This window comes from Thiomicrospira microaerophila (genome assembly GCF_000934765.1).
Lineage (GTDB): Bacteria > Pseudomonadota > Gammaproteobacteria > Thiomicrospirales > Thiomicrospiraceae > Thiomicrospira > Thiomicrospira microaerophila.
The window spans coordinates 1-13,755 of record NZ_JYNN01000008.1 but is presented as its reverse complement, the minus strand read 5'-3'; the positions used below and the strand labels follow the sequence as shown (position 1 = coordinate 13,755).

At 47.7% G+C, this 13,755-nt stretch carries 15 protein-coding genes and 3 tRNA genes; 13 read left to right on the top strand and 5 right to left on the bottom strand.

Annotated features, from left to right (window positions below; translation table 11 throughout):
- Positions 1–13: 13 nt before the first annotated feature.
- From NA59_RS04485 to NA59_RS04470, 4 genes are read right to left on the bottom strand one after another with little or no spacing between them, the layout of a single operon-like run.
- On the bottom strand, positions 14–1,291 hold the full coding sequence (locus NA59_RS04485) for an O-acetylhomoserine aminocarboxypropyltransferase/cysteine synthase family protein (RefSeq protein WP_044408637.1): 1,278 nt from the start codon (positions 1,289–1,291) through the stop codon (positions 14–16).
- Between the two features lie 19 nt (positions 1,292–1,310).
- Positions 1,311–2,018, bottom strand: coding sequence for a dethiobiotin synthase (bioD, locus tag NA59_RS04480; protein ID WP_083944943.1), 708 nt, complete (start codon positions 2,016–2,018; stop codon positions 1,311–1,313).
- Positions 2,019–2,038: 20 nt separating this feature from the next.
- The gene (locus NA59_RS04475; RefSeq protein WP_044408634.1) at positions 2,039–2,923 is read right to left on the bottom strand and encodes a phosphoribosylaminoimidazolesuccinocarboxamide synthase; all 885 of its coding nucleotides are present in this window, start codon (positions 2,921–2,923) and stop codon (positions 2,039–2,041) included.
- Positions 2,920–3,408: a phosphate-starvation-inducible protein PsiE gene (locus tag NA59_RS04470; protein WP_083944942.1), complete on the bottom strand. Its 489-nt coding sequence runs from the start codon at positions 3,406–3,408 to the stop codon at positions 2,920–2,922. The genes NA59_RS04475 and NA59_RS04470 overlap by 4 nt, the downstream gene beginning before the upstream one ends.
- A 127-nt stretch (positions 3,409–3,535) precedes the next feature.
- Here NA59_RS04470 and rpe point away from each other — a divergent pair, with 127 nt between their 5' ends.
- The 9 genes from rpe to speE all read left to right on the top strand — a co-directional run bounded on the left by rpe (position 3,536) and on the right by speE (position 10,828).
- Positions 3,536–4,240 carry a ribulose-phosphate 3-epimerase gene (gene rpe, locus NA59_RS04465; RefSeq protein ID WP_044408880.1) on the top strand — a complete coding sequence of 235 codons (705 nt, stop codon included), beginning with the start codon at positions 3,536–3,538 and terminating at the stop codon, positions 4,238–4,240.
- A gap of 13 nt (positions 4,241–4,253) precedes the next feature.
- Positions 4,254–4,940: a phosphoglycolate phosphatase gene (locus NA59_RS04460; RefSeq protein WP_044408631.1), complete on the top strand. Its 687-nt coding sequence runs from the start codon at positions 4,254–4,256 to the stop codon at positions 4,938–4,940.
- Positions 4,941–4,958: 18 nt separating this feature from the next.
- On the top strand, positions 4,959–6,458 hold the full coding sequence (gene trpE, locus NA59_RS04455; protein WP_044408628.1) for an anthranilate synthase component I: 1,500 nt from the start codon (positions 4,959–4,961) through the stop codon (positions 6,456–6,458).
- Between the two features lie 12 nt (positions 6,459–6,470).
- Complete coding sequence (locus NA59_RS04450) at positions 6,471–7,058, top strand: aminodeoxychorismate/anthranilate synthase component II (protein WP_044408625.1); 588 nt, start codon at positions 6,471–6,473, stop codon at positions 7,056–7,058.
- Between the two features lie 41 nt (positions 7,059–7,099).
- Complete coding sequence (trpD, locus tag NA59_RS04445; protein WP_044408622.1) at positions 7,100–8,119, top strand: anthranilate phosphoribosyltransferase; 1,020 nt, start codon at positions 7,100–7,102, stop codon at positions 8,117–8,119.
- Positions 8,119–8,913, top strand: coding sequence for an indole-3-glycerol phosphate synthase TrpC (trpC, locus tag NA59_RS04440; protein ID WP_044408618.1), 795 nt, complete (start codon positions 8,119–8,121; stop codon positions 8,911–8,913). The genes trpD and trpC overlap by 1 nt, the downstream gene beginning before the upstream one ends.
- Positions 8,914–8,982: 69 nt before the next feature.
- The gene (locus NA59_RS04435; protein ID WP_044408615.1) at positions 8,983–9,408 is read left to right on the top strand and encodes an OsmC family protein; all 426 of its coding nucleotides are present in this window, start codon (positions 8,983–8,985) and stop codon (positions 9,406–9,408) included.
- A gap of 87 nt (positions 9,409–9,495) precedes the next feature.
- On the top strand, positions 9,496–9,984 hold the full coding sequence (gene speD / locus NA59_RS04430; protein WP_044408612.1) for an adenosylmethionine decarboxylase: 489 nt from the start codon (positions 9,496–9,498) through the stop codon (positions 9,982–9,984).
- Positions 9,977–10,828 (top strand): polyamine aminopropyltransferase, encoded by an 852-nt coding sequence (gene speE, locus NA59_RS04425; protein WP_044408609.1) that lies wholly within the window; start codon positions 9,977–9,979, stop codon positions 10,826–10,828. The genes speD and speE overlap by 8 nt, the downstream gene beginning before the upstream one ends.
- Here speE and bioA read toward each other — a convergent pair.
- The gene (gene bioA, locus NA59_RS04420; RefSeq protein WP_044408607.1) at positions 10,808–12,139 is read right to left on the bottom strand and encodes an adenosylmethionine--8-amino-7-oxononanoate transaminase; all 1,332 of its coding nucleotides are present in this window, start codon (positions 12,137–12,139) and stop codon (positions 10,808–10,810) included. The genes speE and bioA overlap by 21 nt on opposite strands.
- Before the next feature lie 117 nt (positions 12,140–12,256).
- Between bioA and NA59_RS04415 the strand changes: the two genes are divergently transcribed.
- The 4 genes from NA59_RS04415 to tuf all read left to right on the top strand — a co-directional run bounded on the left by NA59_RS04415 (position 12,257) and on the right by tuf (position 13,755).
- A tRNA-Tyr gene (locus NA59_RS04415) sits at positions 12,257–12,341 on the top strand.
- 5 nt (positions 12,342–12,346) lie between these two features.
- Positions 12,347–12,421 (top strand) — tRNA-Gly (locus tag NA59_RS04410).
- A gap of 10 nt (positions 12,422–12,431) precedes the next feature.
- Positions 12,432–12,507, top strand: a tRNA-Thr gene (locus tag NA59_RS04405).
- 57 nt (positions 12,508–12,564) lie between these two features.
- Positions 12,565–13,755, top strand: coding sequence for an elongation factor Tu (gene tuf / locus NA59_RS04400; RefSeq protein ID WP_044408878.1), 1,191 nt, complete (start codon positions 12,565–12,567; stop codon positions 13,753–13,755).

The window sequence follows — 13,755 nt, the reverse complement described above, 5'->3', positions numbered from 1 at the left end:
AGTTGTAGATCAATTAAACAGAGGCGTTAAGCGCCTGTTCGATATCCGCTAAAATATCATCAATATGTTCAATGCCAATCGATAAACGCACCATGTCGGGTGAGACGCCAGCGGCTTTGAGCTCGGCGTCATTCAGCTGGCGATGGGTGGTTTCGGCGGGGATGCTGGCGCAGGATTTGGCATCGCCAATATTTACCAAGCGAATAATCATCGCCAACGCGTCATAGAATTTACGCGTACCTTCACGACCTGATTTTAAACCAAAGCTCAAAATCCCCGAGGCTTTGCCGTTCATGTATTTCTGCGTTAAGGCATGGTCTTTGTGGCTCGCGAGTCCCGCATAGTTAACCCAAGACACCAATGGGTGAGCTACTAGAAACTCGGCCACTTTTTGGGTGTTCTCACACACGCGTTCCATCCGCAACGCGAGGGTTTCTAAACCTTGTAGCAGTTGAAACGCATTCATCGGTGACAAGGCAGCGCCCATATTACGCAGGGGCACGACACGCGCGCGGGCGATAAAGGCGGCGGCGCCAAAGTCTTGGGTGTAGGTGACGCCATGATAAGAAATATCTGGCGTATTCAATAGCGGAAAGCGGTCTGCATGCTCTGCCCAAGGGAATTTGCCCGAATCGACAATCACACCGCCAATGGTGGTGCCGTGGCCGCCAATGTATTTGGTGGCGGCATGAACCACGATGTCGGCTCCCTGTTCAATCGGACGCCACAAAATCGGGGAGGGCACGGTGTTATCGACGACCAGCGGAATGCCGTGCTGGTGCGCTAAGTTCGCTAGCCGTTCAATGTCTGCGATACCGCCAGAGGGATTGCCAACGGTTTCGCAGTAGAGCATTTTAGTTTTGCTATCAATCAGCTTGGCGATATCGGCATCGCTGGCATCCTTGTTGAAAAAGCGCACGTCTAGCCCTTGGCGAGGCAGGGTGTGGGCGAACAGGTTGTAGCTGCCGCCATAGAGTTCGCCCGTGCTTACGATATTGTCGCCGGCTTCGGCCAGGGTTTGAATGGTATAGGTGATCGCCGACATGCCTGATGCGACCGCTAACGCGGCTATACCGCTTTCCATCGCGGCAATGCGACTTTCTAAAACCGCATTGGTGGGGTTCATAATCCGTGAATAGATATTGCCTGCCACTTTAAGGTCAAATAAATCGGCGGCATGCTGGGCGTCATCAAACGCGAACGAGGTGGTTTGGTAAATCGGTACGGCAACCGACTTGGTGGTGTCTTCTGGCTGGTAGCCGCCATGGAGTGCGATGGTTTCTAGTTTCATGGGTATCTCCTTTGTTTATCTATAGTTTGATCAGAAGCGGATTCGGGACGTTACTTTGGTAAGGATAATGGAATACGGGCGTTGTGCCTAGTTTTTCTTCATGTGTTTGGTTATGTGTTTGGGCATGTGTTTTGAGCAGTGCTTTTAGGTCGTCAAGGTTGTCTGGGTCGGCATCAGGGCTAAGGTCGTTGACGATGACGGCATGCAGTGTGAGTTGTCGTTGGCTAATGGCTTCAATGGTCAGCAGGGCATGGTTAATGCAACCTAAGCGATTGCCAACGACCAGTATGATTGGGTAGCCCAGTTGGCCTGCTAAATCCGCATTCAGTCCGTCGGGTGCAATCGGCGATAAAAAACCGCCCGCGCCCTCAACGACAACCAGGCCTGGTTGTGAAACCTGGCAGGCGTTGATTAAATCTTGCAGACAAATAGCTTGGTTGGATTGATTGACTTGGTTGGACTGCCTAATCGCCCTTGCGGGTGAAATAGCCGGTTCAAATTGATAACGGCAGATTTGGGCAAGTGGCTCATTGGATGCGGCGGCTTGTTGCAGTTGTAAGGCGTCTTCGGACACCCGTTGCCCAGCTTGCCAAATGCAGCCGGAGGCAATTGGTTTGCGTGGGATGACTTCGAAACCCTGTTGGCGAAAACCCAGTATCAGCGCACAGCTGACTTGGGTTTTGCCAATTTCGGTATCGGTGCCTGTAACAAAAAAGCCTTTTACCATGCCTCTCACCTTTGCGTTGCTTAGTTTTCGGTTAGGCGCGCTTTGGCTTCGGTGTATTTCTCTAGGGTTTTGTTAATCACATCTTGCGGTAGTTCGGGGCCAGGTGCGGTTTTGTTCCAGTCGAGCGTTTCTAAATAGTCACGAATGTACTGTTTGTCAAAACTCGGTGGGTTGCTGCCCGCGACATAGCTAGCCGCTGGCCAGAAACGTGAACTATCGGGCGTTAGCGCTTCATCAATGAGGTAAATCGTGCCCTGTTCATCTTCGCCAAATTCAAATTTGGTGTCAGCGATAATAATCCCACGCTCAAGCGCAAATTCAGCCGCTTGCTTATAAAGCGCCAAGCTGTAGTCGCGTACCTTTTCCGCTTTGTTCTGACCAAGTAGTTTAACCATTTCATCAAAACTGATATTAATGTCATGATCGCCAACGTCGGCTTTGCTTGAAGGGGTAAAAATGGGCTCAGGAAGTTGTTGGGCGTTAACCAGGCCTGGTTGGAGTTTGATGCCGCAAACGCTTTGGCTTTGTTGGTATTCTTTCCAACCCGAGCCAACCAAATAACCGCGCACAATCGCTTCAACCGGTAGCGGTTTAAGTTTACGCACCACCATGCCGCGTCCTTCTAATTGCGCTAATTCATCGGCGCTCAGATAGTCGGACAAAGAAATGTTTTTGGCGATGTGGTTCGGGATAATATTTTCGGTTTTATTAAACCAAAACAGCGCCGTTTCACTCAAGATGCGTCCTTTGCCCGGAATCGGGTTGGGCAAAATCACATCAAACGCGGAGATACGGTCGGTAGTGACAATCAGCAGGTGTTGGTCGTCAAGCTCGTAAATATCACGAACCTTGCCACGGTTAATCAGTTTAAGGCTGGTTAAGTTGGATTGGTGCAGTGCGTTCATAGGTCATCACCTTGTCTTTCTGAGTTTTTAGATGTGTTTGATTTACTTTGTGTGAATACCTCGGGTGCTTTCCAGCGCGGACCCAGACGGTCTTCGGATGGGAAGCGCAGCGAGCCATAGCGTAGTGCCAGAATAGCCAGCGAAATCAGAATAATCGATACACCAACCGCGAGCATTTCCCACTCAGTGAGTTCTTTCATTTCCAAAATCATATAACGTGCCATTGCAATAATTGCAATATAAAGCGGTAAACGTATGGGTAGCTTACCGGAGTCGAGGTAGATGGCGACCATCGCTAATACTTCAAGATAAAGAAACAGTAGCAGTAAATCGCCGAGCGTAACCGTCGCGTTGCTAACCATATGCATCACTTCGGTATAGCCGGCATAAACGGTGGCGATGGCAATAATCACTAGGCCGATTATTTCAAAAATACCAATCGTGCGGCGAATGGTGCGTGTAACAGGTGTGTGGTGGACACTCATGGTTGACCTCTTCATTAAATAATGGTTTTCGCCGCATTATATTGTTTTTATCGAAGCTTTAGGTGAAATTTATTCGGATGCTGGTAAAATGGAAAAATTGATTTTAATTAAACAGAGGAAAAATATCATGGCAAAGCAACAAAACTGGATCGCTCCTTCAATTTTATCAGCGGATTTTGCGCAATTGGGTAAAGACGTTAAAGACGTGTTAAACGCAGGCGCAGACGTGGTTCACTTCGATGTAATGGACAACCATTATGTTCCAAACTTAACGATTGGCCCGTTGGTGTGTGAATCGTTGAAAAACTATATGGTACGTGAAGCCTTAACGGCGCCGATTGATGTGCATTTAATGGTTAAGCCAGTTGATCGCGTGATCGGCGACTTCGCGAATGCGGGTGCTGACTATATTACCTTCCACCCTGAAGCTTCAGAGCATATTGACCGCAGTTTGCAGTTGATTAAAGGTGCGGGTTGTAAGGCTGGCCTGGTATTTAACCCAGCGACCTCGTTGAGCTACCTTGAGCATGTAATGGATAAAATTGACATGATTTTGATTATGTCAGTGAACCCAGGTTTTGGTGGTCAGGCGTTTATTCCTCACGCTTTGGATAAGTTACGTGCCGCGCGTGCATTGATTGATGCGAGCGGACGTGATATTCGCTTAGAAATTGACGGTGGCGTAAAAGCGGAAAACATCGCGGAAGTGGCCGCTGCAGGCTGTGATACCTTTGTTTCAGGCTCAGGCATTTTTGGTAAAGCTAATGCATCAGATGCGAATCGTTATGACACGATTATCAAGCAAATGCGTGAAGAATTAGCGAAAGCGTAAATAGAGTAATTTAATGACGATAACAAGCAAGATTAAACCAGGCCTGGTGCTGATTGATTTGGACGGTACACTGATTGATAGTGTGCCGGATTTGGCTTATTGCGTAGATCAAATGATGGCGCAGCTGGCTATGCCCTTGCGTGGTGAAGCCGCTGTGCGTAATTGGGTGGGCAATGGGGTCGAGCGTTTGGTGCGTCGTGCATTGATCAATGCGGTGGATGGCGAACCGGATGAGGACTTATTTGCCAGGGCCTATCCTATTTTTCTTGCGCTTTATACCGACAACTACTCGCAACGCAGTCGTGTTTATGACGGTGTGGTTGAGGGGTTGGAGTGGATGTTGGCGCAAGGCTATCGTTTGAGCTGCGTGACCAATAAAGCCGAAGCCTTCACTTTGCCTTTGCTCAAAGACAAGGGCTTGCATGACTATTTTGAATTTGTTGTCAGTGGCGATACCTGTGCGGAAAAAAAACCGCATCCGATGCCGCTGCTTCATGCCGCCGAGTTGATGAAGGTGTCACCGGACAATGCGCTAATGATTGGCGATTCGAAAAGTGATGTCAAAGCCGCGCGTGCCGCTGGTTTTCATATTTTCTGCATGACCTATGGCTATAACCACGGTGAAGATATTCGTGATTATCAGCCAGATGTTGTCATGGACTCGATGACAGAATTAGCGAACTATTTAGAAGCGATTTAAATTGAAGCGAAACAAACCATGAATCAATCCCATTTTGATCAGTTAGCTCAACAGGGTTATAGCCATGCGCCCGTGATGCGCACCCTGTTGGCGGACTTTGAAACGCCCTTGTCGGTCTATTGCAAGTTGGCGAATCAACCCTATTCCTATTTGTTTGAATCGGTGCAAGGGGGCGATAAGTGGGGGCGCTATTCGATTATTGGCTTACCTTGCGATACCCAATTACGCGTTGAAGGTCAGCATGTCAAACTCTATAAACAGGGCGCACTGGTGGAGCATCAAGTCGCCAGTGATCCATTGGCGTGGATTGAAGCTTATCAAGCACGGTTTAAAGTACTGGAAGATCAAAGCCTGCCAAAATTTTGTGGTGGGTTAGTCGGCTATTTTGGCTATGATACCGTTCGCTATGTCGAGCCGCGCTTAAGTGAATCTGTGCCCTCGCGTGATGATATTGGTGCGCCGGATATTCTGTTGATGGTATCAAAAGAACTGGTGGTATTTGATAACCTCAGCGGTCAGGTGCATATCATTATTCAAACGGATTTATCGGACAGTCAATCTTATCAAAAAGCCCAGCAACGTATCAGTGACTTATTAGACCAGCTCAACCAACCGCTTGAAAAATCAGCCAGCCAAGTGGCCGCTGTGATTCCGAGTGAAGCGGATTTTGAATCAAGCTTTGGTGAAGCGGCCTTTAAGCAGGCGGTTGATCAAATCAAGGACTATATTCTGGCGGGCGATGCGATGCAGGTGGTTTTGTCACAACAAATGTCACTGGACTTTAATCAGCCGTCCCTGGATTTGTACCGTGCGCTTCGTTATCTCAATCCTTCACCCTATATGTTTTATCTGGACTTGGATGAAGTGCAAATTGTTGGTTCCTCGCCAGAGATTTTGGTTCGTTTAGAAGATGGTTTGGTGACGGTGCGGCCGATTGCCGGTACGCGTCGTCGTGGAGCGGATGCTGATAAGGATTTAGCGTTAGAGCAAGATTTGTTGGCCGATCCAAAAGAGTTGGCCGAACATTTGATGCTGATTGACCTAGGACGTAATGATGTGGGTCGTATCGCGCAGGTGGGGTCGGTGAAGCTGACTGAAAAAATGATCGTTGAGCGTTATTCGCATGTGATGCATATTGTGTCGAATGTTGATGGCCAGTTGCAACCGGGCCTTACCCCGCTAGAAGTCTTGCGCGCCACCTTTCCAGCCGGTACCGTTTCAGGTGCGCCAAAAATTCGTGCGATGGAAATTATTGATGAATTAGAGCCGGTTAAGCGTGGCGCCTATGCGGGCGCGGTCGGTTATATTGGCTGGCATGGCAATATGGACACGGCGATTGCGATACGCACTGCCGTGATTAAAAACGGCAAGCTATTTGTGCAGGCTGGAGCAGGGATTGTCGCTGACTCAGTGGCACAAAGCGAGTGGGACGAAACCATGAATAAGGGGCGTGCGATTTTCCGCGCGGCACAGTTTGTCAGTCAAGGCATGCGTGCCGATCATCCGCCGTCGAATTAAGGAACCTGTGTAATGTTATTAATGATTGATAACTATGATTCATTTACCTATAACTTGGTGCAGTATTTTGGTGAACTAGGTCAAGAAGTGGTGGTTTATCGCAATGACCAGATAACGCTGGAGCAGATTGTGGAGTTAAAACCTGATTATCTGGTGATTTCCCCTGGACCTTGTACGCCAAATGAAGCCGGTATTTCGATTGAAGCCATTCATCATTTTGCCGGTAAACTGCCAATTCTTGGCGTGTGTTTAGGCCATCAGTCGATTGGGCAGGCATTTGGTGGCCATATTATTCGCGCCAAGCAAGTAATGCACGGTAAGACCTCGCCGGTTTTTCACCATAATTTGGGGGTGTTTGCCAACCTGCCTAATCCGGTCGAAACCACGCGTTATCATTCGTTGGTGATTGAACAGTCAAGCCTGCCTGACTGTCTAGAAGTGACCGCTTGGACACAAACGGCTGCGGGTGAAATCGATGAGATTATGGGGGTGCGTCATAAAACCTTACCGATTGAGGGCGTGCAATTTCACCCCGAATCGATTCTGACCGAACAGGGTCATAAGATGTTACAGAACTTTCTTGAGCAGTTTGCTGTTTAAGTAGAGCTCAGATTTAACTGATTAACCAAAGCGAGACTCAGATGGAATTATCCCAGGCCTTAAACCAGCTTTTAGCCCGCCAAGATTTATCCGAAACCGACATGCAGTCAGTGATGACTCAGCTGATGTCTGGTCAAGCAACGGATGCACAAATTGGCGCCTTACTGATTGCCTTGCGCATGAAGGGCGAGACGATTGAAGAAATCAGCGCCGCCGCCCAAGTCATGCGACAGCTTTCAACGAAAGTCGAACTCGAAGGGGTGGATCATCTGGTTGATACCTGTGGTACTGGCGGTGATGGTGCGAATATTTTTAATGTTTCTACCGCAACCGCATTTGTCGCTGCTGCTGCCGGTGCAAAGGTGGCGAAGCATGGCAACCGGTCTGTGTCGAGTAAATCTGGCAGTGCCGATTTATTGGAAACAGCGGGGGTGAATCTAAATTTGACTGCTAATCAGGTGGCGGCTTGTGTTGAGCAGGTTGGTGTTGGTTTTATGTTTGCGCCGGCGCATCATGGCGCCATGAAACATGTGATTAGTGCGCGCAAAGAACTCGGTGTCAGAACAATTTTTAATCTACTGGGCCCCTTAACCAATCCTGCTAACGCACCTTATCAAGTGCTTGGTGTCTATGATAAAGCCTTGTTGCTGCCCTTTGCGCAGGTGCTGCAAAAACTCGGCTCCAAGCATGTGATGGTGGTAAACGCTGAAGATGGTTTGGATGAGATTTCGGTTTCCTGTCTAACCCATGTCGCCGAGCTAAAAGACGGCGCAATCACTCAATGGACGCTCAATCCACAGGACTATGATTTAGATCACCCAAGTTTGCAAGACTTGGTAGTCAACTCATCGATGGAAAGCTTAAACCTTATTCGTGCTGCGCTGCATAATAGTGATGGCGCCGCGCGTGATATTATCTGTTTGAATGCCGGTGCTGCGCTCTATGTAGCAGGCCTGGTTGATAATTATGCGGCCGGGGTGATGCTTGCGCGTCAAACAGTGGCGAAGGGGCTGGCATCTAAAAAATTCGATGAATTTATTCAGTTTACGCAGGCCATTTAATGAAGACGCCCACTATTCTCAATAAAATTAATCAACGCAAGCGCGAAGAAATTGCCGAGGCGATTAAGCAGGTGTCGCTTGATGAAATTATAGCGCAAGCCGCGCGGGCCGATGCGCCACGTGGTTTTGTCAAAGCGATGCAAGCCAAGCTAGCGGCCGGTCAGTCGGCGGTGATTGCGGAAATTAAAAAAGCCTCACCCAGCAAAGGCGTACTGCGTGATCCGTTTGATCCTCTCGCGATTGCTCAATCCTATGAGCACCATGGCGCCGCTTGTTTGTCGGTGTTAACCGATGTGGATTATTTCCAAGGCTCGATCGAGTATCTTAAGCAAGCTAGAGCCGCGACCGACTTACCGGTGATTCGTAAGGATTTCATTATTGACCCCTATCAGGTTTATCAGGCACGGGCGATGGGGGCGGATTGTATTTTATTGATCGCCGCGTCACTCGATGATGCCTTAATGGCGCAGCTCGCTGAGCTCGCTCAGTCGTTAGGCATGGATGTGTTGATTGAGGTGCATGATGGCGAAGAGTTAAGCCGTGCGCTTAGAATTCCTTTACCATTGATTGGGATTAATAATCGCAATTTACATACCTTTGAAGTCAGCTTGCAAACCACTTTGGATTTACTTGAGCAGATTCCGACTGATCGCATAGTGGTGACGGAGAGTGGCATTTTGTCGGCGCAAGATGTGACATTAATGCGTCAGCATCAAGTCAATAGCTTTTTGGTGGGCGAGGCATTCATGCGTGCCACTGAGCCCGGTGAAGCCTTGCAAAATTTATTTAAATAAATGAAATAGCAACCAGGCCTGGTAAGTCAAATGACAACCAGGCCTGGTTGGTTTAGGAGTCTGATAAGTATGGATAAAATCGCAACAGTAAAATGGTTAGATAACCTGTGTCTGGTTGGGCAAACGTCATCAGGGCATGCGGTAGTGATGGATGGGCCGCCTGATATTGGCGGACAAAATCTTGGACCGCGCCCGATGGAAATGGTGTTGTTAGGTTTGGGTGGTTGTACAGCGGTTGATGTAATTATGATGCTGCAAAAAAGTAATCAAGCGGTGGTTGATTGTCACATTGAAGTCAGTGCCGAGCGTGCTGAAACCATTCCGAAGGTCTATACTAAAATTCATGTGCATTATGTTGTGAAGGGTAGGGAATTAAGCGAAGCAAAAGTGGCGCGCGCTGTTAATTTATCGTCAGAAAAATACTGCTCTGTGTCTAAAATGCTCGAGCAATCTGCCGAGGTTACCCATGACTTTGAGATCGTTGAGTTGAGTTAATCCGGGCTAAATCGCTTGCAATTCGTAAGAGAATGGTGATAATCACGTCTTTTTTTAAATCTATATAAACAGGAAGGTGGGCCGCAAATGCCTGAAAATATTCTAAAAACTGGAAACGAACATTTTGAAATAATCGAAAAAACCACAGTGATTGAGTCAAGTTGGCCAACGCATGATCAGGCGGTGGATGACCTCACTCAAGATCACTTTATTGTCCGTGACGGTAAAGAATATGCAGGTACACACCTGATTATCGATCTATGGGGCGCGAAGCGTCTGGATGAACTCGATTTAATGGAGAGCACATTACGCGAAGCCGTTGAGGCGGCGGGCGCAACCTTATTACACATCCATTTACACCACTTTACCCCGAATGGCGGTATTTCCGGTGTCGCGGTATTGGCGGAATCCCATATCAGTGTCCATTCTTGGCCTGAACGCGATTTTGCGGCATTTGATGTGTTTATGTGTGGTGATGCCCAACCTGAAAAAGCCATTGAGGTATTAAAACGCGCGTTTACACCAACGAGTGTGAATGTTGAAACCCTTTTACGTGGTGAGGTTGTAGGTGAGTGAGTTAAGCTATTTAGAAACCCTACACCCAAGCTGGGGGCAGTCGTTTGTGATGGACGAGGTGTTGTTTGAAAGCAAAACCGAGCACCAGCATCTCGTTATTTTTCGCAATGCCCAGTGGGGTACAGTAATGGCGCTCGATGGCGTGATTCAAACCACCGAAGGCGATGAGTTTATCTATCATGAGATGTTAACTCATGTTCCCATGTTTTCCCATCCTAACCCTAAATCCGTGTTGATTATTGGCGGGGGTGATGGCGGTATTCTGCGTGAGGTTTTGAAACACGCTTCTGTTGAAACCGTCACAATGGTGGAAATCGATGCGCAAGTGGTTGAAATGTGCAAAACCTATCTACCCAACCATTCTCAGGGTGCGTTTGATGATCCTCGCTTAAATTTGGTCATTGCTGATGGTGTTGAGTTTGTCAATCAAACCAAGCAAACCTTTGATGTGGTGATTTCTGATTCCACCGATCCGGTCGGACCTGGTGAGGTATTGTTTACCTCAAGGTTTTATCAAGGCATTGCATCCTGTTTAAATCCTGATGGCGTATTTGTTGCGCAGAATGGCGTGAGCTTCTTGCAGCAGGACGAAGTTAAGAATACGGCTTTACGTCTGAAACCCTTGTTTCAACAACGCGGATTCTATTGCGCGGCTGTGCCTACCTATGTCGGTGGCGTGATGAGTTTTGCTTGGGCTACACAGCAGCAGGACTTGAGTCAGCAGGCTTTAGCTCAGGTAGTTGCACGTTATCAGACAGCCGCAATTAAAACCCGCTACTACACGCCCGCACTCCACCAGGCCTGCTTTGCTTTGCCACAATATCTAAACGAATTGATTGACTAGTTCGGTCTTATTATTTTTATTCTGTTTTTGCTGGTTTTGATTCACCACCGTTTTCACCGCTTGCGCCATGACTTGGGCTAAGCGGTCTAACTGAACGGATTCGATCGTGTAAGCGGGCATGGTGTAGATAATTCGTCCGAACGGCCGAAGCCAGATACCTAGCTCCATCGCCGCCTGCTGAATAAGGCTACCTAAGCCCTCTTGTTCCAACTCAATGACACCAATTGCGCCAAAAACACGCACATCCTTAATGCCTTTGAGCTGCATAAGTGGGATAAATTGGGCTGTCAAAACCTGATTAATGTGCGCTATATTGGCTTGCCAAGGACTGTCTAAAAGTAGTTTTGTGCTGGTGTGTGCAATACGGCAGGCGAGTGGATTGCCCATAAAGGTAGGGCCGTGCATTAATAGGCCAGGGTTGGCCGATGAAATCGTGCGGCTAATTTCTTCAGTACATAACATCGCGGCGAGCGTCATGTAACCACCGGTCAAGCCTTTGCCCAAGCACATAATGTCTGGGGAAATATTCGCCCATTCGCAGGCAAACAGTTTTCCGGTGCGCCCAAAACCGGTAGCGATTTCATCAGCAATCAGCAGAACCTGATAACGATCACAAAGCTCGCGCGCTTTAGTGAGATATTCAGGGCGATAAAAATGCATGCCGCCCGCACCCTGAACCAAGGGTTCAACAATAAACGCCGCTAATTCGTGATGATGTGCTTTGAATAAAGCCTCAAGTTCATCTAAATCCTGTTGGTGATGAACAACCAGGCCTGGTTGTGGCGCTGGGGCGAAAATATTTTGCATCATGTTACTATTAAACAGGCTATGCATACCCTCATCAGGATCGCAAACCGACATCGCGCCAAAGGTATCTCCGTGGTAAGCTTGCTTAAGTGCTAAGAATTTCGATTTCCCAGGCTGGTTGGCACTTTTCCAATACTGCAAGCTGACTTTTAATGCGACTTCAACGGCAATAGAGCCGGAGTCTGCAAAAAAGATCTTATCTAAACCGCTTGGTGTAATTTCAACCAGTAGTTTGGCAAGGTCAATGGCGGGTTGATGGGTAAAGCCACCAAACATAATATGGGAAAGTTGGTCAATCTGTTGCTTGGCGGCTTGATTAATTGTAGGGTGGTTGTAGCCATGAATCGCGGACCACCAAGATGACATGGCATCTATGAGAACGTCACCCTTATCAAGGTAAATTAGGCTTCCTTCTGCATGGGAGACGCTTAGTTGTGGCTGTGCAGAGGGTATTTTATTGTAGGGGTGCCAAATGTGCTGGCGATCGAAATCAGAGAGTGTCATAGTTGCTTTTAAGTTATAAAATTTAAAACAGGTTACGTTGATTTAAGTTTTTTTTCAATAAATTCTAAAAACTGAGTTGACAGGAATAAATTAACAGGTAGAATACGCCCCACATTTGGAGGGTTTCCCGAGCGGCCAAAGGGGGCAGACTGTAAATCTGCTGGCACAGCCTTCGGTGGTTCGAATCCACCACCCTCCACCAAATTCGCGGGTGTCGTATAGTGGTTATTACCTCGGCCTTCCAAGCCGATGACGTGAGTTCGATTCTCATCACCCGCTCCATTGTCTAAATGCTCTCATAGCTCAGTCGGTAGAGCGCTTCCATGGTAAGGAAGAGGTCACCAGTTCGATTCTGGTTGAGAGCTCCATTATTTTTAACCGGCTGGTTAGAGCCAGTCCTTGTAATATGTCAAAAGGGTTTCATCATGGCAAAAGCTAAGTTTGAACGTAACAAGCCCCATGTAAACGTAGGCACAATTGGTCACGTTGACCATGGAAAAACTACATTGACAGCGGCCCTAACCATTGTTCAAGGTAGAAAATTCGGTGGCGAAGTAAAAGATTACAGCCAGATCGATAATGCACCAGAAGAAAAAGCACGTGGGATCACCATTTCAACTTCACACGTGGAGTATGAGTCGGATACGCGTCACTATGCGCACGTTGACTGCCCAGGGCATGCTGACTATGTAAAAAACATGATCACGGGTGCGGCACAGATGGATGGTGCGATCCTAGTATGTTCAGCGGCTGATGGCCCTATGCCACAAACGCGTGAGCACATTTTGTTATCACGTCAAGTAGGTGTACCTTACATCGTTGTATTCCTAAACAAAGCCGACATGGTTGATGACGAAGAATTGATGGAATTGGTAGAAATGGAAGTGCGTGAATTGCTTTCAGACTACGACTTCCCAGGTGATGACACGCCAGTAATTATGGGTTCAGCATTGAAAGCAATCGAAGGCGACCAATCAGAAATTGGTGAGCCAGCCATTGCGCGTCTAATTGATGCTTTGGATACCTATATTCCGGAGCCACAGCGTGACACAGATAAACCGTTCCTAATGCCAGTAGAAGACGTATTCTCAATCCAAGGTCGTGGTACGGTTGTTACTGGGCGTATTGAAACCGGTATTGTTAAAGTGGGTGACACGATTGAAATCGTTGGTATTCGCGACACGGTAAGCACCACTGTAACCGGTGTTGAAATGTTCCGTAAACTGCTTGACCAGGGTGAAGCAGGCGATAACGTAGGTGTATTGTTGCGTGGAACCAAGCGTGAAGACGTTGAGCGTGGTCAGGTATTGTCACATGTAGGTAAAATCAAGCCGCATACCACGTTTGAAGGCGAAGTTTACGTATTGTCAAAAGAAGAGGGTGGTCGTCATACTCCATTCTTCAATGGCTACCGTCCACAGTTCTACTTCCGTACAACGGATGTAACGGGTGCGTGTGAATTACCTTCAGGTGTTGAAATGGTTATGCCAGGTGATAACATTCAAATGACAATCACCCTAATCAACCCAATTGCGATGGACGAAGGTCTACGTTTTGCGATTCGTGAAGGTGGGCGTACAGTTGGTGCGGGTGTTGTTTCTAAGATTTTAAAATAA

Bases quoted from the DNA above. Each gene is read 5' to 3' on its own strand.
- NA59_RS04485 (WP_044408637.1), bottom strand. From the start codon at position 1,291: ATGAAACTAGAAACCATCGCACTCCATGGCGGCTACCAGCCAGAAGAC.
- bioD (WP_083944943.1), bottom strand. From the start codon at position 2,018: ATGGTAAAAGGCTTTTTTGTTACAGGCACCGATACCGAAATTGGCAAA.
- NA59_RS04475 (WP_044408634.1), bottom strand. From the start codon at position 2,923: ATGAACGCACTGCACCAATCCAACTTAACCAGCCTTAAACTGATTAAC.
- NA59_RS04470 (WP_083944942.1), bottom strand. From the start codon at position 3,408: ATGAGTGTCCACCACACACCTGTTACACGCACCATTCGCCGCACGATT.
- rpe (WP_044408880.1), top strand. From the start codon at position 3,536: ATGGCAAAGCAACAAAACTGGATCGCTCCTTCAATTTTATCAGCGGAT.
- NA59_RS04460 (WP_044408631.1), top strand. From the start codon at position 4,254: ATGACGATAACAAGCAAGATTAAACCAGGCCTGGTGCTGATTGATTTG.
- trpE (WP_044408628.1), top strand. From the start codon at position 4,959: ATGAATCAATCCCATTTTGATCAGTTAGCTCAACAGGGTTATAGCCAT.
- NA59_RS04450 (WP_044408625.1), top strand. From the start codon at position 6,471: ATGTTATTAATGATTGATAACTATGATTCATTTACCTATAACTTGGTG.
- trpD (WP_044408622.1), top strand. From the start codon at position 7,100: ATGGAATTATCCCAGGCCTTAAACCAGCTTTTAGCCCGCCAAGATTTA.
- trpC (WP_044408618.1), top strand. From the start codon at position 8,119: ATGAAGACGCCCACTATTCTCAATAAAATTAATCAACGCAAGCGCGAA.
- NA59_RS04435 (WP_044408615.1), top strand. From the start codon at position 8,983: ATGGATAAAATCGCAACAGTAAAATGGTTAGATAACCTGTGTCTGGTT.
- speD (WP_044408612.1), top strand. From the start codon at position 9,496: ATGCCTGAAAATATTCTAAAAACTGGAAACGAACATTTTGAAATAATC.
- bioA (WP_044408607.1), bottom strand. From the start codon at position 12,139: ATGACACTCTCTGATTTCGATCGCCAGCACATTTGGCACCCCTACAAT.
- tuf (WP_044408878.1), top strand. From the start codon at position 12,565: ATGGCAAAAGCTAAGTTTGAACGTAACAAGCCCCATGTAAACGTAGGC.